Source organism: Dorea sp. AF24-7LB, from assembly GCF_003478575.1.
Taxonomy (GTDB): Bacteria; Bacillota; Clostridia; order Lachnospirales; family Lachnospiraceae; genus Dorea_D; species Dorea_D hominis.
Map to the genome: position 1 here is coordinate 1 of NZ_QUFR01000006.1, position 16,205 is coordinate 16,205.

At 40.9% G+C, this 16,205-nt stretch carries 23 protein-coding genes; 6 read left to right on the forward strand and 17 right to left on the reverse strand.

Features of this window, described 5'->3' with window-relative positions:
* Positions 1–131 precede the first annotated feature (131 nt).
* The 7 genes from DWY31_RS07510 to DWY31_RS07540 all read right to left on the reverse strand — a co-directional run bounded on the left by DWY31_RS07510 (position 132) and on the right by DWY31_RS07540 (position 5,259).
* Complete coding sequence (locus DWY31_RS07510) at positions 132–449, reverse strand: winged helix-turn-helix domain-containing protein (RefSeq protein ID WP_226851781.1); 318 nt, start codon at positions 447–449, stop codon at positions 132–134.
* A gap of 313 nt (positions 450–762) precedes the next feature.
* Positions 763–1,968: an ABC transporter permease gene (locus tag DWY31_RS07515; RefSeq protein ID WP_117537007.1), complete on the reverse strand. Its 1,206-nt coding sequence runs from the start codon at positions 1,966–1,968 to the stop codon at positions 763–765.
* The gene (locus tag DWY31_RS07520) at positions 1,952–2,842 is read right to left on the reverse strand and encodes an ABC transporter ATP-binding protein (protein ID WP_008373946.1); all 891 of its coding nucleotides are present in this window, start codon (positions 2,840–2,842) and stop codon (positions 1,952–1,954) included. Before DWY31_RS07520 ends, DWY31_RS07515 begins: the two co-directional genes overlap by 17 nt.
* Positions 2,826–3,590 carry a hypothetical protein gene (locus tag DWY31_RS07525; protein ID WP_117470419.1) on the reverse strand — a complete coding sequence of 255 codons (765 nt, stop codon included), beginning with the start codon at positions 3,588–3,590 and terminating at the stop codon, positions 2,826–2,828. The genes DWY31_RS07520 and DWY31_RS07525 overlap by 17 nt, the downstream gene beginning before the upstream one ends.
* Positions 3,587–4,102, reverse strand: a complete 516-nt coding sequence (locus DWY31_RS07530) for an RNA polymerase sigma factor (protein WP_117470420.1) — start codon at positions 4,100–4,102, stop codon at positions 3,587–3,589. The genes DWY31_RS07525 and DWY31_RS07530 overlap by 4 nt, the downstream gene beginning before the upstream one ends.
* Before the next feature lie 103 nt (positions 4,103–4,205).
* Positions 4,206–4,931 carry a M15 family metallopeptidase gene (locus DWY31_RS07535; RefSeq protein ID WP_008373954.1) on the reverse strand — a complete coding sequence of 242 codons (726 nt, stop codon included), beginning with the start codon at positions 4,929–4,931 and terminating at the stop codon, positions 4,206–4,208.
* A gap of 73 nt (positions 4,932–5,004) precedes the next feature.
* The gene (locus DWY31_RS07540) at positions 5,005–5,259 is read right to left on the reverse strand and encodes a hypothetical protein (RefSeq protein ID WP_005333435.1); all 255 of its coding nucleotides are present in this window, start codon (positions 5,257–5,259) and stop codon (positions 5,005–5,007) included.
* Positions 5,260–5,536: 277 nt separating this feature from the next.
* Here DWY31_RS07540 and ligA point away from each other — a divergent pair, with 277 nt between their 5' ends.
* From ligA to DWY31_RS07560, 4 genes are all read left to right on the forward strand, one after another.
* The gene (gene ligA / locus DWY31_RS07545) at positions 5,537–7,531 is read left to right on the forward strand and encodes an NAD-dependent DNA ligase LigA (RefSeq protein ID WP_118519943.1); all 1,995 of its coding nucleotides are present in this window, start codon (positions 5,537–5,539) and stop codon (positions 7,529–7,531) included.
* A 77-nt stretch (positions 7,532–7,608) separates the two neighbouring features.
* Positions 7,609–8,112, forward strand: coding sequence for an NADAR family protein (locus DWY31_RS07550; protein WP_199671947.1), 504 nt, complete (start codon positions 7,609–7,611; stop codon positions 8,110–8,112).
* 21 nt (positions 8,113–8,133) lie between these two features.
* Positions 8,134–8,607 (forward strand): LPD11 domain-containing protein, encoded by a 474-nt coding sequence (locus tag DWY31_RS07555; RefSeq protein ID WP_117718933.1) that lies wholly within the window; start codon positions 8,134–8,136, stop codon positions 8,605–8,607.
* A gap of 89 nt (positions 8,608–8,696) precedes the next feature.
* Positions 8,697–10,061 (forward strand): ATP-binding protein, encoded by a 1,365-nt coding sequence (locus DWY31_RS07560; protein WP_117470422.1) that lies wholly within the window; start codon positions 8,697–8,699, stop codon positions 10,059–10,061.
* Between the two features lie 60 nt (positions 10,062–10,121).
* Here DWY31_RS07560 and DWY31_RS07565 read toward each other — a convergent pair whose 3' ends face one another.
* The 6 genes from DWY31_RS07565 to DWY31_RS07590 form a co-directional block, all read right to left on the reverse strand.
* Positions 10,122–10,484, reverse strand: a complete 363-nt coding sequence (locus DWY31_RS07565) for a type II toxin-antitoxin system HicB family antitoxin (protein WP_005333424.1) — start codon at positions 10,482–10,484, stop codon at positions 10,122–10,124.
* Entirely contained in the window at positions 10,468–10,725 is a 258-nt protein-coding gene (locus DWY31_RS07570) for a type II toxin-antitoxin system HicA family toxin (protein WP_005333422.1), read from the reverse strand. The genes DWY31_RS07565 and DWY31_RS07570 overlap by 17 nt, the downstream gene beginning before the upstream one ends.
* Before the next feature lie 2 nt (positions 10,726–10,727).
* Positions 10,728–11,084, reverse strand: coding sequence for a hypothetical protein (locus tag DWY31_RS07575; protein WP_117470423.1), 357 nt, complete (start codon positions 11,082–11,084; stop codon positions 10,728–10,730).
* Positions 11,085–11,093: 9 nt separating this feature from the next.
* Positions 11,094–11,315: a DUF5348 domain-containing protein gene (locus DWY31_RS07580; RefSeq protein ID WP_117470424.1), complete on the reverse strand. Its 222-nt coding sequence runs from the start codon at positions 11,313–11,315 to the stop codon at positions 11,094–11,096.
* A gap of 52 nt (positions 11,316–11,367) precedes the next feature.
* On the reverse strand, positions 11,368–12,021 hold the full coding sequence (locus DWY31_RS07585; RefSeq protein WP_117537011.1) for a recombinase family protein: 654 nt from the start codon (positions 12,019–12,021) through the stop codon (positions 11,368–11,370).
* Between the two features lie 239 nt (positions 12,022–12,260).
* Positions 12,261–12,779, reverse strand: a complete 519-nt coding sequence (locus tag DWY31_RS07590) for a nitroreductase family protein (RefSeq protein WP_117470426.1) — start codon at positions 12,777–12,779, stop codon at positions 12,261–12,263.
* Positions 12,780–12,921: 142 nt separating this feature from the next.
* On the opposite strand from DWY31_RS07590, the gene DWY31_RS07595 reads away from it, so the two are divergent.
* Positions 12,922–13,272 carry a winged helix-turn-helix transcriptional regulator gene (locus tag DWY31_RS07595; protein ID WP_330414900.1) on the forward strand — a complete coding sequence of 117 codons (351 nt, stop codon included), beginning with the start codon at positions 12,922–12,924 and terminating at the stop codon, positions 13,270–13,272.
* A 71-nt stretch (positions 13,273–13,343) separates the two neighbouring features.
* On the opposite strand, the gene DWY31_RS07600 is transcribed toward DWY31_RS07595, so the two are convergent.
* Positions 13,344–13,532 carry a helix-turn-helix domain-containing protein gene (locus DWY31_RS07600; RefSeq protein WP_117470428.1) on the reverse strand — a complete coding sequence of 63 codons (189 nt, stop codon included), beginning with the start codon at positions 13,530–13,532 and terminating at the stop codon, positions 13,344–13,346.
* Entirely contained in the window at positions 13,532–13,972 is a 441-nt protein-coding gene (locus tag DWY31_RS07605) for a sigma factor-like helix-turn-helix DNA-binding protein (protein ID WP_330422491.1), read from the reverse strand. The genes DWY31_RS07600 and DWY31_RS07605 overlap by 1 nt, the downstream gene beginning before the upstream one ends.
* A gap of 413 nt (positions 13,973–14,385) precedes the next feature.
* Here DWY31_RS07605 and DWY31_RS07610 point away from each other — a divergent pair, with 413 nt between their 5' ends.
* Positions 14,386–14,715 (forward strand): helix-turn-helix transcriptional regulator, encoded by a 330-nt coding sequence (locus tag DWY31_RS07610; protein ID WP_117470429.1) that lies wholly within the window; start codon positions 14,386–14,388, stop codon positions 14,713–14,715.
* A 150-nt stretch (positions 14,716–14,865) separates the two neighbouring features.
* On the opposite strand, the gene DWY31_RS07615 is transcribed toward DWY31_RS07610, so the two are convergent.
* Positions 14,866–15,237 carry a hypothetical protein gene (locus tag DWY31_RS07615; RefSeq protein WP_005333400.1) on the reverse strand — a complete coding sequence of 124 codons (372 nt, stop codon included), beginning with the start codon at positions 15,235–15,237 and terminating at the stop codon, positions 14,866–14,868.
* Between the two features lie 4 nt (positions 15,238–15,241).
* Complete coding sequence (locus DWY31_RS07620; RefSeq protein ID WP_173905322.1) at positions 15,242–16,180, reverse strand: ParM/StbA family protein; 939 nt, start codon at positions 16,178–16,180, stop codon at positions 15,242–15,244.
* Between the last annotated feature and the right edge of the window lie 25 nt (positions 16,181–16,205).

The following is a 16,205-nucleotide window of genomic DNA, read 5'->3' on the forward strand; positions in this document are numbered from 1 at the left end:
TATGGAAACTAACTGCCACGTCCTACTTTTGAATTAATGTGTTTTGCTCATCTCTACAGTATACAACGAAAAAAACAATAAATAAACAACAAGAGAAACACTTCGAGCCGCCCATTGCCGGACGGCTCCTTTTATGCCCGAAAGCGATAACCAACACCACGTATCGTTTCTATGTAGTGCGGTGTTTCCGGATTTTCTTCTATTTTCTTTCTCAAGTTCTTAATCAGACCGTAAATTCGGTTATTCACTTCTGACTCCGCTTCCTCATAGATATGCTGATAGATCTGTTCTTTCGTGAATACCCGATTAGGAGATAACGCAAGATATAGAAGCAGATCATATTCATGTCGGGTAAGCCCCACTGTCTTATCTTCTCTGATTACACAACGCTGAAGCTGGTCTATTTCCAGACTTGGGAATCTCAACTTTTGAATGTTTACATTATCCATAAACTCTACTGTGTTTTCACAGACTAGAACCGATTTAATCTTATTCAGAATTTCTTCCTCGGAATCAGAAAACGTAAAAATCATTACTTTCCCATGGTATCACCTGCTTTTCAACCCTTCCTGATCTTTTTCAAATATCCGGAAATAGTTTATAAACATATCCCGAACGAGTTCACGTGATGTCATTTAATTTCTCTTTTATATAAAGAGGCACAATTACGCAATTTATCAGTAGCCCTCTTTTTTATCCGGATCATAAAATTTCTGCAGTAACAGCCGAAAGTTTCAATAGCTTTATCAGACGTTCGTAATACTATTTCTTCTTTAACCCATATCGACTATAACCTATATATATTAAAGGCAACAGTACAATAAATAATAAGATGTACAGAAACATCAATAACGAAATCTGACGAAATACAAACGAACCAATCTGAAAAAGAATCGGCGTCCTCACTGCATTAAAAATATTAGTCAATACAGTTGGCAGCAAATTGAAAAAAGCATCAAATGCCGGTAATACTCTTGCGATAAACGGCATCATACAAAGCAGGAAAAACGGGATACAAATCGCCAGATTCGGTGTATGCATCTTAACTGTCACCAGCATAGTCAACGCAGCACAAAACATTGTCACGATATACCCGCCCACAAGTATCAGCAAATAATATTCTCCATATGTCATAACATAAATACTGTATGGATCATCAATCTGATACGGCGTGAAAAATCCGCTTGTTCCCATTACTGCAAATGAGATAAGAGACAATACCCCCACTCCGATCCAATAGGTAACCGTTGACACAAGTATTCCCGCAAAAATCTTGTTTTTTATTGCCTTCGTTCTTCCATATTTAGTGGCAAAAAAAACATCCTCTGTTCCCGGGCGGAACTCTCCGGAAAATATACCAGCTACCAAAAAACCTATGATCACTGCCATTAACAGTACATAAGTTTGTGCGTACATTGTCATCGTAGTCCAGGAATCTTTTGCTTCGAACATAAAAGGTATTTCTATCTTTTTATAAACGCTTTCCAGATAACTTCTCTTTTCAGGTGTAGTACCATACTCTTCCACTATTTTCTTCATATTGTCCTGATAGATTGTATAGATATTCTGTAGCTGTTCATCTGAAAGCTGATATACTACACTTTCATTCCATTCTGAATCTGGAGTCATTATGCCAATTACAAAACTATAAATATCATAATATGACTGTACTGTTTTTCCATATTCTGTATTTGGTATTTCATCCGGATATTTGGCAGATATCGTCTTGTAATCATTTATTACTTCGGAAATTTTCTCCGCTGTAAGTTCCCCTTTCCATTGATTGATATTTTCAGCCAGAAGCCGTCCCGATTCAATCCCAGTGTGATTTTGCCCCTCTTCATCCACATAGCGCATACTTCCGATTGCCATACCGGAATAAATAATCGTCACCACAAGCACTGCCGCAAGCAAAACCTGATTAACCCGCTTAGAAAAGATCTTTTTCAACTCATATTTGAACATCATCTTTATCACCTGCCTTTTCTCCAAAATACAGAAGAAATGCATCCTCCAGTGTTGTCTCCACCTGTACTGCATTCCTTGCCGGCGGCGTCTTTGAAAGGACTCTTAGTTCCACTCCGTCGGCAACTGTCCTTACATTTCCAGTCAGATATTTCTTCATATAATTATTCAGTTCCCTTTTAGGAACAGTACAATTCCATACTGACATATCCATAGACAAAATAATCTCATCCGATGTTCCTGTATAGAAAAATTTTCCTTCTTTCATCAATATGATTTCATTTGCCACGTATTCGACATCTGACACAATGTGGGTAGACAGCAGGACAAGGCGGTCTTCCGACAATTCACTGACCAGATTTCGGAACCGGATTCTCTCATTCGGATCAAGACCGGCGGTTGGCTCATCCAATACTAATATCCGCGGATCATTCAACATCGCCTGAGCAATTCCGACTCTCCGGATCATTCCCCCTGATAAAGTGCGCATCTTTTTTTTTCGCTTTTCAGCCATCCCGACCTGCTCTAGCAGTTTTAAAGCCCTTTTCTTTGCCACGATGGGACGGAGTCCTTTGATGGATGCAATATACATCATGTAGTCATACACTGAAAGATCCGGATAAAACCCGTAATTCTGCGGCAGATAACCGAGTATCCCTCTATAAGATGCTCCCAAACTGAAGATATCCTTTCCATTCCACAAGATTTCTCCGCTTGTCGGATTTATCGCTGTACACAGCATCCGCATCAAAGTGGTTTTCCCCGCTCCGTTTACTCCCAATAACCCATATACACCTTTCTCCATAGAATGTGTTACGTGATCTACTGCATGTACATCTCCATAAGCTTTTGTTACATTTTTAAATTGCAGTTCCACTCGACTTCACCTCCCAGTTTATTTCGCAGTTACATTGCGATTTGTGAACACAAAAGATCAGATAACCAAACGATATGATCAGCAAGCCAACCCAGATCGGTACCGAAATTTTCTGATAAATAGAATCTGTGGACACAATCAGCGTCCAAATCAGTATGCAGGATATACTTAGAAAAACAGCAATATGCTCCATATCATTCCATTTGCTATACAATAGTCGGAAACAGATACAACAGGAAACATTAAGCGGCACTAGAAAATCTATGATGATCCGGTATGCCGAAATCTGTAGTGTATAAACTGAAATACTGAAAAAAGCTGTAATCATAACCAGATCCACTGCTGCAAATAGCAATGTCCTTGCAGCACAGATCTGGCGCAGTGAATAGAATGCCGTTTTTTCGATCTCGACTGCAGAAAATCTCCGGTTCTTCCAGATTTCAGGTACGATCATCACAGAAAACATCACCGACATAGCCCCCAGTGTCCGCTCTGTATTTGCTCCTCCATCTGAGTCCGCCAGCAGAATCCAAAGCAGAAACAGGATTCCTCCCTGCAGGGCCCACCATCTTTTCTTGATAAATTTGAACTGCTCAAATAAAAATTCGAAATATGACGCCCGTCTGTTATCCTGACGGCTCACAATGTCTGAACACCGTTCCATTACTGTGCAAACTGCCGTTTCCTGTATATATTCCTTCTGTATCAAGGATTTATACTCCTTGATTTTTCTCTGATACTGCTTCAATCTCTTCCCTCCTCCAACTGTTTTGACAGTAATTCTTTTGCTTTCGAAACACGATATTTTACAAGTGATAATTTTATATGTAATAAATCAGAAATTTCTTTTTGTTTTAACCCCTGAAAGAAAAACAAGATTGCCGTCTCTTTTATTTCTTCCGGAAGCAGATCCAACGCCCGTTCTACATCAAGCCGGATTTCTATTTCTGTCAGATTATCCTTTTCTATATCCGGCAACTGATCCAATAATATTTCCTTCTTTTTTTTATAGTAGTTTTTAATGATATTTCCCGCTATGCTGTATAGATAGCTCTTCGCCTTTCCTATTTCAGCTCCGCTCATCAGCGCTCCGAAAAACCTCACAAAAGTTTCTTGTACCATATCTTCTGCACATTCTTGATTGTGGATGTGCAGAAAGCAATATTGATAGATAAAAGAATAATATTTTTCAACAAACTGATTACCTGCATGGTTGTTGCCGTTTCTGATTTTCTGTAGTAATAAGAAGTCAGAAGTCATCTCATTCCTCCTTCCTCATTTGCCCCCTATATTTTACCCTCCTATATACTAAGACACCTAACAAGCATAAAAAGTTAGTTAAAGATAAATTATTTTTTAATTTTTATTTTAGAGTCTCGATATACTCCTCCAGACACAATCCTTTTTTCTGCATTTCCAGGGCAGCATCCACCCCTACATACCTATAATGCCAGGGTTCATTGTTCACTCCTGTAATTTCTATCTTATTATCAGGATACCTTTTAATAAAACCATATTTATATGCATTATTGGCAAGCCATGTATAAACAGCATCCGAAGAACACTTGGACGTATCCGCATTGATATCAACGGCTATCCCAAGTTCATGCTCACTTGTTCCAGGTTCGGCAACATATTCTTTCGCAAGTTTTTTTGCCTCCCCACGTGAATAGCCTTCATCCTGATACTGCTGAATTCTCTCATTCATAATATCTTTCTGATCCTGAGTTGTCCTGTACCCTTCCCTTACAAATAATTCAAGTCCCTCAGCTCTGGCATCATCAAACATCTGCTGAAGCTGAGGATAGATTCTCGAATCCACTTTTTCTCCGTTTGATAATTCTGTGAGTTCTACCTCATAATTACGGGGAACACAATAATCGTCATTTACAAGAATCAAGTTCCATCCAAAAGAAGTATCAGCTTCCCTTCTAAATAGATTGAAACTGTTAATCATCGGAATTTCACCCTGAATCGCCATATACGAAACAGCCCGCAAAAGCACAAATCCCAATATAAACACTAAAGCAACCACAGCGATTTGCTTCAAAAGTCTCTTTCGCCTGGTATACCGTTTATAACTTCTCATGTTTATCACCTTCAATCTGCTTTCAAATTTAATAATCTATATTTTATGACAATTCAGCATATAGAAAAGTTAGTTATTCGTGAAAATTATTTTTAAATTTAGAACTTGCATAACCACTACGATGTAAAAACAGTTTAGAGGCATTTATGACAGAGATTGATTTTATCTGGTTTTCGACTTTCTCCACGAAAGTGGCAAAAAATACCTGGCTACGAATTCCTTCGCTTAGGGCAAATCTGAAATCCTGAACGCTTTTATTCCTGTAGCCGACAAATTTGTCATCAACATAAGGCAAAAGCTTCATTGAGGAATCTATTTCATTTGACATATACTACATCTAGTGTTATACTGTTCTTATATCAATTATTTGTGTCAATCCGGAAAGGATTTATCACACGCAGTTTAGGTTTGAAACGTAGTCAGGAGTTTTCCTATGCCCAACAAGCAGCAGGGACTTCTGGCTTTTTTTATTTTGCAGGAAACTGCATCTATTTTGAGAATGAACATAAGCGTCATTCTCTTTTTTTATGCCTGAACGCAGGGAAAGGAGGATTACGGAAACAAATGATTCCGGAACTGGCACGCCACAAAAGAAAGGAGACTCTATGTCAGTCAAAAGAATTAAGAATCTTGTAAAACAACTCAATGAATACCGTCATGCCTACTACAATCAGGATGCCCCTCTGGTATCTGATGCCGAGTATGACCGGCTCTTTGACGAACTGAAGGAACTGGAGGAACAGACTGGTTTCATCCTGTCAAATTCTCCGACACAGACGGTTGGATATTATCCGGTCAGTGAACTTGCCAAAGTCACCCATCCGATTCCACTGCTCTCGCTTGAGAAAACAAAACTGATTTCAGAGCTTTTAGATTTCATGAAAGGACAGGAAGTTCTCTTTATGCTGAAACTGGACGGTTTGACTACCAAACTCATTTACGAAGATGGCAGACTGATTCAGGCTTCTACCCGTGGAGATGGTGAAGTGGGGGAAGATATTACACACAATATCCCGGCATTTTTAAATGTACCGCTTACCATTCCACACAAAGAACGTCTGGTCATTACCGGTGAGTCTTTTATACCAACCAATGATTTTGAACGTCTGAAAGATACTCTGCGTGATGGAAATGGAAAACCTTATAAAAACGGACGTAATTTTGCTTCCGGATCAGTACGAAGTCTTGATCCGAAGAACTGTATCGGACGTTGTGTTCGCTTTCTTCCGTTCAATGTATTAGAAGGAATGGAGGATGTTCCCTTCCCGGACAGCAGAGCCTGCAAATTAGAAGGTTTAACACACCTGGGCTTTGGTTACTGCCCGTTTTTCTCAATTTCAGGAACCGGACTTTCAAAAGAATATGCGGAGAAATTCATTCAGGAATTGGTATCCACAGCAGCAAATTTACATCTTCCTATCGATGGCATTGTCATGATTTTTGACAGTCTCAGCTACTCCAAAAGCTGCGGAAAAACCGGACACCACTATAAGGACGGCCTCGCCTATAAGTTTGAGGATGATACCTACGAAACTTTCTTGCGTGAAATTGAATGGACACCGACCAGATTCGGAGAGATTGCTCCGGTCGGCATCTTCGATACCGTGGAGATTGACGGCTGTGATGTTTCCAGAGCTTCCCTTCATAATCTGACCTTTATCAAAAATCTGGAGCTTGTACCCGGATGCCGGATTCTTGTTTCCAAACGAAACATGATCATCCCACATATAGAGGATAATCTGGATCGTGGAAAGTATACCGACATCACGCCTCCGGTCTGCCCTTGCTGTGGTTCCAAAACCAGAACCTACAGCCGTAAGACCAGCGACGGTCGCACCGTAGAAACTCTGCATTGTGATAATCCGCAGTGCGACAGCCAGATCACAAGAAGGTTTGTCCATTTTGCCAGCAAGAAGGCAATGAACATCGAAGGACTGTCAGAAGCCACTTTAGAAAAATTCCTGAATCTGGGCTATCTGCACTCTTTTCAGGACATCTATCATCTGGAGGAACACCGGGGAGATATTGTGGCACTGGACGGATATGGTGAGAAATCTTTCGACCGCTTGTGGGAATCCATCAACGCCAGCCGGAGGACCAGCTTTGTCCGCTATCTGGTTTCCATGGATATTCCTATGATCGGCAGAACCAAAAGCCGGATTCTGGACACCGTATTTTCCGGAAATTTAACTGCATTTGAACAGGCGGCTGTCGGAGATTACGACTTCACTCAGTTAGAGGATTTTGGCGAAATCTTAAATCACAACATCCATTCCTGGTTTGCAGATGAAGCAAATCTTGATTTATGGAAAAACTTACAGAACGAATTCACATTTGAACAAAGAAAGGAAGAGACCATTATGACAAAAGAAAACAAATTTACAGGATGTACCATCGTAGCAACAGGGAAACTGGAGCATTTTACCAGAGACGGTATCAACGATAAGATTCTGGAGCTTGGTGCCAAACCTGGCAGCTCTGTAACAAAGAAAACCGATTACCTGATCTGCGGGGAAAAAGCCGGCAGCAAACTGGCAAAAGCCCAGAGCCTTGGTATTCCAATTCTTACAGAAGCTGAATTTTGGGAGATGATTGCATAACCATCTCTGCAATAGATGAGAATTATTTTGAGGTGTGGCTGAAAGGCCGCACCTCTTTTACAAAGGAGGAATTTATAATGAATCAAACAAATACAAGCAAGCGCATACCTACACAGATCAATGAATTTCGGGGAGATTATGCTTTTCTAAGCAATTTCTATCCGGCACCAATCTCTTACATGGGACAAACCTATGCAAACAATGAAGCTGCTTTTCAGGCGCAGAAAACACTCTCTGCGAGAGAGCAACGCAAATTCTGTATTTTTCGGATGCATAATCCTTCTGATGCAAAGAAACTCGGCAGAGATCTTACATTACGCCCGGACTGGGAAAAAGTGAAAGTCCGGTTCATGTATGAAATCTGCATGTGCAAATTCATGCAGAACCCGGAACTCCGGGACAAACTTCTTGCAACCGGAGAGTCCACACTTGTTGAAGGAAACAACTGGGGTGACTATTTCTGGGGCAAAGTCAATAACTGCGGAGAAAACCAGTTAGGAATCATCCTGATGGATGTACGTGCGAAGCTGCAGTGGAATGCAGAAACAGCGCCCAATAATATACCTCAATGTCTGCAATAAAGGAAAGGATGGTCTAATAGAATGAATGAAAATGCAAAAACAAAATTAGTGCTTGAGTATACTGGCATGGATGATTTTTCCTGTCCGGTATATAAGGACCAATTCGAAAAGTTGTGGAAGGATATTGACCTTGGCAAAGGGGCTGAACCGAATCTTTATTCTTTATCTTTTAACCATATTGATGGAGAACCTTCCCATCCCATACAGCAGGAGTACACATTTCATCCGGCTCCGTATCAAAGAAGTTCCTATGAATTCGAGTACCGGATGTTAAGTAAATTACAGTCTGACTGTGAATACTATCTGGGCTACGGAAATCGCAGTCCGTCTATCCTATGCAATCATAGCGTTCAAAACCATATTGCTCGTATGAAAGAATTATGGAATGGTTTTCCCACAAATCAGAAACCGGAATGGCTGACCTGGGAACAGCTTCTTCAGTACGAAAAAGTAATGACAGAAACCGGAATACCCGTGAAGAACTGCTCAGACTAGACAATTCATCATTTATCAGAAATTACCCTCTATATTATCCATTCATATTTTGATATAATAGGAACAGTTGAAAGAAAGGAGCATTTCCCATGTATCTGAAAAGAAAAGTTTACGATCAGCTTCTGGATTGGAAAAACGATACCGTCCACAGCACCTTGGAAGTGAATGGTGCCAGACAGGTCGGAAAAACATATATTATCAATAAATTTGCGGATGAGAACTTCAGGCACAAGATCTACATTAACCTGTTTGATCTGTCCGGCAAACAATTTATGGAATGTTACAAAAAAGCCACAGACTGGACTCCCGGTACAAAACGACCGGAGCAGCCGCTTCACGATGCTTTTAAACTCTTCGATCCGGATTTTGAAGATACCAACGATACAGTCATCATTATTGATGAAATTCAGGAATCCTCAGAGATATTCAACCGTATCCGAGAATTTACCCGCTATTTTCAAGCGCATTTCATTGTAACTGGAAGTTATCTGGGACGTGTACTGGAACCGGAATTCAAATTCTCCAGTGGAGATATTACCAGTATCCGTATTTATACCCTTTCCTTTAAAGAGTTTTTGGAAGCATTGGATGACCAGCTTTTTCAGAAGTATCTATCACTTCCACTGGATCATGCAGATGACACCGTACCGGAACTATATGACGAATTAAAGAATGTTTACGACATCTATAGACAGATTGGCGGCTATCCAAAGGTTGTGGAAACATACCTTAACACAAAAGACGTGGAAGCAGCTCAAAAAGAGCTTGTTAGAATCATCCGCATTTTCTTAAACGAATCTATGCGGTACTTTGATGACATCACAGATATTAGTGTTTTTACCAACATCTTTTTAAGCATCTGCCGTATTCTGCTTCGTGAAAAGAAAGGATTAGATGAGGACAGTATAAGTGAAGAACTGCAAAAGCTCGTTACAAAGAATTACTCCAGTAATCTTTCTAAAGCAACCTGCTATCGTGCTATCAACTGGCTTTACCATTCTGGAATCATCGGTTTCTGTGGCAAAATCACAGAACTGGACATCTTGAATTTCAAACCGGGAAGCCGCTGCTTCTTCATGGATCTTGGAGTTGCATATTATTATCTCTCCAGAACTGGTGCTACTGTATCAACTATGGATGGCTCATTGAACGAAAACTATGTTTACATTAACTTGTCCAAACGCCAGGAATTCCCGGAAGAAATTATCTTTGAGACACCGGCTTTTGCTACTTATAAAGGTGGTGAAATTGATTTTGTAGCTCAGACATTGAAAACTCACATCCGCTATCTGATTGAAGTTAAAGCCGGTAAGGGAACTGCATCTACTGCCTTGAAGGCATTGGAACAGGGGAAGGCCCACAAACTATTGTATTTAAAAGGTGATACCAAAGGCGGAACCGCTGGGAATGTACAAACACTTCCCCTATACCTGCTGGAGCAATATCATTTTTAATCTATAAAAGACTTCGAGCCGCCCATCCGGACGGCTCTTTTCATCTATATTCTTGTATATTTATTTTACTAACAGCGCATCATTCTTTGAAAGAAGATATATACAGTATTGATTCATACTGATGCCTTCTTTTTTTGAGTGTTCCGCCAGATCCCGGTGTAAGCTGCGTGGCATCCTTATTTTAAACTGTCCCGAATACTCTTCCAGGCTTCCCGGTTCGTGAATCTCAATCCCTTCTTCCAGTGCAGCTTCTAACCATGCTTTTTTTGCATCCGCTGCATTTTCAACTGCCCTTTCTATCGTCTCTCCACAGGTGATGCATCCCGGCAGTTCCGGATAAGAAACCACAAATCCACCTTCATCCTTATCTTCCACAATTTCCATGCGATAGGACATTGCCAAATAATCATTCAGTGTCTTCATCGTTTTTCGCCTCACTTTCTACAATCTGCTTTACCATTTCAACATAAATTTTCTTGATTGGTTCGTGTTTCGGTATTGTTATCGGCTGGCATCCCGCTTTACGGAATGTATAATGGCTGCTCCCACTTCTCGGAGCATTTATCTCATATCCATAACTTTCTAATACTTTTCTTAATTCATCAAAACGAAGGTCTTTCGATAATGAGCAAATTCTTGTCAATAGTTTATCCCATTTCGACATCTTTAATGCCTCCTATCTATAGTATATGTGGTGTCATATATGGTGTCAATCTGTTTTTCATCTTTCTTGGTCAAATAAGGCTGCAGCTCTTTCTTAGCATCCGCTACAAATGCTTCTTTCCTCGCACTTACCATATATATCTTCCAGAGCATCAAATGCAGGATTTCCGCATCCACCACACTGCATTTCTTTTGAACCATGCGGATAAACGGGCAGATTACTGTATCTGACAGCTTTTCTCCTTTAAGCAGCAGCTCCCCATCCGTTCCATATACTTCATACAGACATTCCAGAATACTCCTCAGATCTGTCACAAATCGGAAGGCGGGCTTTACATATTTCTTTTTGGCTTCCATCATCTATCTCCTCTACATCCGAACAGTCAGCCCGCCGAGGCGTGTCTTCGGAAGTCCCACAAGATACCAGTCCTCGTCCATTTCAATCCGAACCGGAATCCATACATCCCTTACCTCCACATCAAAGCATTCTCCACAATGCAGTCCCCCATAATAGGATTCAATACCAAACCGGATATCATATCTTCCCATAGACGGATCATAAATCAAAGTACCTATTCTTTTTTCACTCATATTGCTTTCCTCCTGAAATTCTTTGTTCTATATAAGTAATATGGCTTTCATTCTAGGTATTGGAAAGTTCCGGATATTTTTCATAAAAAGTTTTACGATACCGGTAAAAGGTAGAGTGTGTCATTCCCAGACTCTTCCGAAGCTGTGTCGGTGTCATTTTTCCGGAAATAACGCTCTGGAAGTTCTCGTCAAAGGTTTCCTGCTTCATCACGCATGGTCTTCCATAATCATCCCATTCGCCCCGCAATTTCTTCGCTTCTATCCCTTCCCGCTGTCGCTTCTCCTTTTTCTCCAGCTCTGCCTGCGCCATAGAAGCATAAAGTTCCAACATCATGTTATTGATTGTTTCCAGCATCATCCTTGCCATAGCGTTGTCCATCACAGATAAATCCATGAGCGTAGTCGGAAGTTCCAAAACCATGAGCCGCACTCCCATTTCTTTTAACCGTTGAATCTGTTGCATCGTATCCCGCTTATTTCTTCCCAGCCTGTCTAATTCTGTGATAATCAAAATATCTCCCGGCCGCAGGACATCCTCCACTAAAACGGTATATCTCGGACGATTAAAATTCTTCCCTGTCTCCTGATCCGTAAAAATATTCGTAAGTGCCATCTCATGCTCGTTACAGTACCGCTCAATTTCCTGTATGCCACGATCAAGATGCTGCTCCTTTGTACTGGTGCGGTGATATCCATATATCTGCATCCACATTTCTCCTTTCCCTGTCCCAAAATATCCACACTTTTGTTGGCATATCTCAAAACTGTGTGTGTAACCTTTTTGAGATATAATCCCCCTTTCCGGAACGTACTTCTAAAATGTGTACATTTTGGGATATGTTTCTTTTCTATTTCTGTACGTACCAGAGCCGAAAAGTGCAACAAATATGACAAAAAACTCCCAGAGGATGTTACTCCCCTGAGAGTGATGTATAAAATATATCTTTACAATGTTTCCATGGAAACCAGTTCTTCCACTGAAATCCGACTCTGGCCGTGTCTTTCCGGATCAGCTCCAGTCTCATCCGAATATCCGATTACCAAAATATTGATTGGTTCCAAATTTTCCGGCAGATGAAATTTCTTTTTGATTACATCCGGTTTAAAATAGCAAACCCAAACACTACCTAATCCCAGTTCTGTTGCCTGAAGCATCATGTGATCTGTCAGTATAGCAGCATCAATATCTCCTGTCTGCTTTTTATCGAATGGTCTTGTCCATGCCCTGTTATGATCGGCACAAACGATAATTGCCAATGGTGCTCCGTAAATATTCGCTCCTTCTCCGATTTTTGCAAGACCTTCCTCACTCTGCACTACAAGCAAATGAACCGGCTGCTGATTTGCTGCTGTTGGTGCCACATGTGCCGCCTCAATAATTTTCTCTAATTTCTCTGGTTCTACTTTCTGTTCCATATAGCTCCGGACAGAATATCTCTTTTTTGCAATTTCAATAAAATCCATGGTTGTCAATCCTTCCTTTTTCTTTTATGATTACGATATATCGATCAACAATTTGATTGTATCACGATTGGATTGTCCTGCAAGACTGCACTTTCCGGAAAGATACTTTCCAAAATGATACTACCTGAAGGGAGACATGATCATGAAACAGACCACATCCTTTAACTGCCCTGTGGAAGCAACGCTTTCCCTGATTGGCGGAAAATACAAGCCTTTAATTCTCTGGCATCTCATTAACCACCCACTGCATTATATGGAATTACAGCGGCTGATTCCCAGTGCAACCCCGAAAATGCTTTCTCAGCAGCTTCGGGATCTGGAAAACTCTGGGATGCTTCGCAGAGAGGTCATTCCAGAAAAGCCACCGAGAACTCTTTACTCCTTAACTGCTTTTGGCGAAAGTATTATTCCTGTTTTGGAGTCGATGTGTGATTGGGGAAAGGGTTATCTGGATGGACTGGACGTACAGACTCCTTGTTGTTCAGGCAACTAAAGAATCACCCTTCTTTTCTCACGGTTTCAATATATTATCCGCCCGGCAGTTTCCCGCCGGGCTTATCCATTCTATTCCAATATTTGGAATCTCTGGATACACTGAAGCAATGTACTTACCAGTTCCTGATACAGATCTTCATCAAATCTGCCATTCACAATCGCATTCTTAATTAAAAGCGGCTTATATATCTCTAAAATCTCCAGTACCGCATCTGCATTTCCTTCTTTTGCCTGTAAAAGTAATCGTTCAAAATTCATTAGTTTTCTCCTCCCATCACCTTGCGGATCTTCCGGATTGCATAATAATAAATACCCTTGCATCGCTCCTCTGATAACCCGTTTAGCCTGCTCATTTCCTCAAAAGTACGTTCTTCAAACACATGCTGGTAAATCAGCTTCCGTTCTTCATCCCACAGCGTATGAAGCGCTTTCATCAGTCTTTCATCTGACATCTTATTCCATTCTGGATATTTCCCCTGTGCCTCCTGCAATAAAAGCTGCTCCCTCGTTTGGTTCTCCAGCAATTCTTCGATTACAATTCTTGCCTCCATCTGTCCAATATCCTCCAACAGTTCTTCTGCATCAGCCATCTGGATTTTCTTCTCCAGATAATCATGTCGTTTTCCACGGACAAACTGTATCAGATATGCTGTAAAGTGATTTTGTATCTTTGATCCTGTATATGTTTTTTTGTTCATTTGTTTTATCCTCCGAAATTTTTTATCACGTTCCAAAAAATTCCGAGGATGGCGGTGAGCGGCAACAAAACGTGACACTGCCTTCATTTTTTCGAAAAAAAGAAAGGCTGGACCACTCTATTCGTAGTCCAGCCGATACTTCTCTTTCTATGTAATTATGTAGGATATGCGATGATAGTATCTCATATACTGCATATTCTAACTTCTCTCCGACACATTGTATGGATAAGATTTTTTTAACAGATTCAGTTCCTCTTTGGCTTTTATCTTATGCTGTCCATTCATATCTGTCGTACTTACTTCCATGTTTCTCTATTTGTGCATGTGTTATCCTGCTTATCATAACGCACTTTAACGCATTTCGTATAGTGTTAATCTACGATAAAATATATGCATTAAGTGAGGTGATATAGATGGTGAAAAAATTATTGGGAGATGCAGTCAGGGAAGAACGTCTCCGCCGCAATCTTTCGCAAAACAGCCTTGCGGAACAGGCAAAGATTTCTTTACGGACTGTCTCTGATATTGAAAACTATATTGGCAATCCACAGTTGGAAACACTTTATGCCCTGGCAACTTACTTACATATTTCCATAGATGCTATATTTTCTAACCAGAAAACGAACCCGGATTCTACCATGCAGCAAATCATGGTAGAACTAAATTCCTGCCCGGAGGAGCAGAAACAGCTTGCCCTTTCTACACTGCGTGGACTTCTGGATGGATTCAAGAACCTAAGTTAAGGCTCTCCCGTATCCTTCATCATCTACACATTATACAAAGACAATCTGTGAGTAATCTGCGAATAGTCTGTGAGTTTTCTGTCTATTCCCATTCTGATACAAAGAACAGGAGAGTACACTGCCATAAGCATGTGTATCTCTCCTGCTTTTTTATGCCCTGCGAAATGCACTGATAGCATCCACTACATTCTGTCTCATAGTCTGATCCATCCGCAGCGGTTCTTCTTCCATCAAATCAACTTCTGTGGGCATTTCTCTATTTATCTTAGAAACGTCCTGCCCTTCCAATACCTTTCTTACTTCTTCCCGGATGATTTGCTGCATCATTGGTCGGAGCATATCCGGTTCCATGCTTATACTGCCATTACCTGTCTCATCCGTTCTTCCCGTATATGCCAGAATTGCCGCAACGATCAGTTTTGCTTTTTTCTCTGTCGTATTCAGAAGTTCTGTCACATACACATGATCTGGGTCCGACTTATCAAAACCAATAGTGAATACAAACGGATTTTTCTTTCCCATAAAATCACACTCCAGCCTGTGTCATGCGATACAAAAGATCATATCCATCGGCATTTGCTTTCATATCCCGGATAAAGGTATGTTTTCCCAACCGGTCTGCCTGCTCCAGAAATCGTTCCAGAAGCACTGCTCCGCCGCCGATAAACACCGTATAAGTAGATTTTGTATCAATGCCCCGCTCTCGGATGCTGTTCAGAAGATCGGTAACAAAATTCTGAACCATGGTTTCTACTGCCTGTACAACAGCTTCCTCATAATACTGCGTTTTTCCCTTGATGATACTGTCGATATCTGCCTCCTCCAGAAGCATGTCATATTCACTGTTAATACTGGAAATGATATCGTTATACATGGTAATCACACCTTTTTCCAGAGAATCACAATAATCCATATCCGGTCTGCCACTTCTCATCAGAAGATAATCAGAAGTAAATCCGCCAATATCAATCCCTACGACTTTCGGAATCTCACGGATTTCCGTCATTCTCGTCATCATGGCTGCATAATCCTGCGGAAACGCCATTACATTCTGAATACAGAGGTGATAGACTTTATCGTTGAAGCACAGTTCCTGCACCTTCCCGTCCCATTTGAAATAGCGTTCATATCTCTCACAAAGCTCTGCAAAATGCTTCGGTGGAAGCCCAATCGGAAGTTCCACCTGAATGACATTCTCCGGCTGAATCTGCGCTTTCTGCTCCAGCTCCATTGCAATCGCAAATAACGTCAGAATCCAGAATCGGTTCCTGCTGTCCTGCGTCTTGTCTCTCTGGTACGGAATCCGCTTCTCACTAAGGGTATAATACTTTCCCTGATATTTCAGATACTTCTCTCCCCTGGCAGGCTTTTTGTCCTGTTCTGTCAGTCCAGTGGTAAATACAAAATTACAGGTTTTCATGTTCCGGTTCCCGTGATCCACGGCTACTCTTAATTTTTTTATCATGCTACATTCACTCCTTTGTACTTGA

What these genes read in the sequence shown, in the direction of transcription:
- DWY31_RS07540 (WP_005333435.1), bottom strand. Translation starts at nt 5,259, where the DNA reads ATGTCAAATGAAATAGATTCCTCAATGAAGCTTTTGCCTTATGTTGAT.
- DWY31_RS07585 (WP_117537011.1), bottom strand. Translation starts at nt 12,021, where the DNA reads ATGCAGATATATGGATATCACCGCACCAGTACAAAGGAGCAGCATCTT.
- DWY31_RS07510 (WP_226851781.1), bottom strand. Translation starts at nt 449, where the DNA reads ATGGATAATGTAAACATTCAAAAGTTGAGATTCCCAAGTCTGGAAATA.
- DWY31_RS07565 (WP_005333424.1), bottom strand. Translation starts at nt 10,484, where the DNA reads ATGAAGACACTGAATGATTATTTGGCAATGTCCTATCGCATGGAAATT.
- DWY31_RS07530 (WP_117470420.1), bottom strand. Translation starts at nt 4,102, where the DNA reads ATGACTTCTGACTTCTTATTACTACAGAAAATCAGAAACGGCAACAAC.
- DWY31_RS07550 (WP_199671947.1), top strand. Translation starts at nt 7,609, where the DNA reads ATGAATCAAACAAATACAAGCAAGCGCATACCTACACAGATCAATGAA.
- DWY31_RS07555 (WP_117718933.1), top strand. Translation starts at nt 8,134, where the DNA reads ATGAATGAAAATGCAAAAACAAAATTAGTGCTTGAGTATACTGGCATG.
- DWY31_RS07560 (WP_117470422.1), top strand. Translation starts at nt 8,697, where the DNA reads ATGTATCTGAAAAGAAAAGTTTACGATCAGCTTCTGGATTGGAAAAAC.
- DWY31_RS07575 (WP_117470423.1), bottom strand. Translation starts at nt 11,084, where the DNA reads ATGATGGAAGCCAAAAAGAAATATGTAAAGCCCGCCTTCCGATTTGTG.
- DWY31_RS07615 (WP_005333400.1), bottom strand. Translation starts at nt 15,237, where the DNA reads ATGGGAAAGAAAAATCCGTTTGTATTCACTATTGGTTTTGATAAGTCG.
- DWY31_RS07590 (WP_117470426.1), bottom strand. Translation starts at nt 12,779, where the DNA reads ATGGATTTTATTGAAATTGCAAAAAAGAGATATTCTGTCCGGAGCTAT.
- DWY31_RS07515 (WP_117537007.1), bottom strand. Translation starts at nt 1,968, where the DNA reads ATGATGTTCAAATATGAGTTGAAAAAGATCTTTTCTAAGCGGGTTAAT.
- DWY31_RS07605 (WP_330422491.1), bottom strand. Translation starts at nt 13,972, where the DNA reads ATGAACAAAAAAACATATACAGGATCAAAGATACAAAATCACTTTACA.
- DWY31_RS07595 (WP_330414900.1), top strand. Translation starts at nt 12,922, where the DNA reads ATGAAACAGACCACATCCTTTAACTGCCCTGTGGAAGCAACGCTTTCC.
- DWY31_RS07600 (WP_117470428.1), bottom strand. Translation starts at nt 13,532, where the DNA reads ATGAATTTTGAACGATTACTTTTACAGGCAAAAGAAGGAAATGCAGAT.
- DWY31_RS07620 (WP_173905322.1), bottom strand. Translation starts at nt 16,180, where the DNA reads ATGATAAAAAAATTAAGAGTAGCCGTGGATCACGGGAACCGGAACATG.
- DWY31_RS07610 (WP_117470429.1), top strand. Translation starts at nt 14,386, where the DNA reads ATGGTGAAAAAATTATTGGGAGATGCAGTCAGGGAAGAACGTCTCCGC.
- DWY31_RS07535 (WP_008373954.1), bottom strand. Translation starts at nt 4,931, where the DNA reads ATGAGAAGTTATAAACGGTATACCAGGCGAAAGAGACTTTTGAAGCAA.
- ligA (WP_118519943.1), top strand. Translation starts at nt 5,537, where the DNA reads ATGTCAGTCAAAAGAATTAAGAATCTTGTAAAACAACTCAATGAATAC.
- DWY31_RS07570 (WP_005333422.1), bottom strand. Translation starts at nt 10,725, where the DNA reads ATGTCGAAATGGGATAAACTATTGACAAGAATTTGCTCATTATCGAAA.
- DWY31_RS07580 (WP_117470424.1), bottom strand. Translation starts at nt 11,315, where the DNA reads ATGAGTGAAAAAAGAATAGGTACTTTGATTTATGATCCGTCTATGGGA.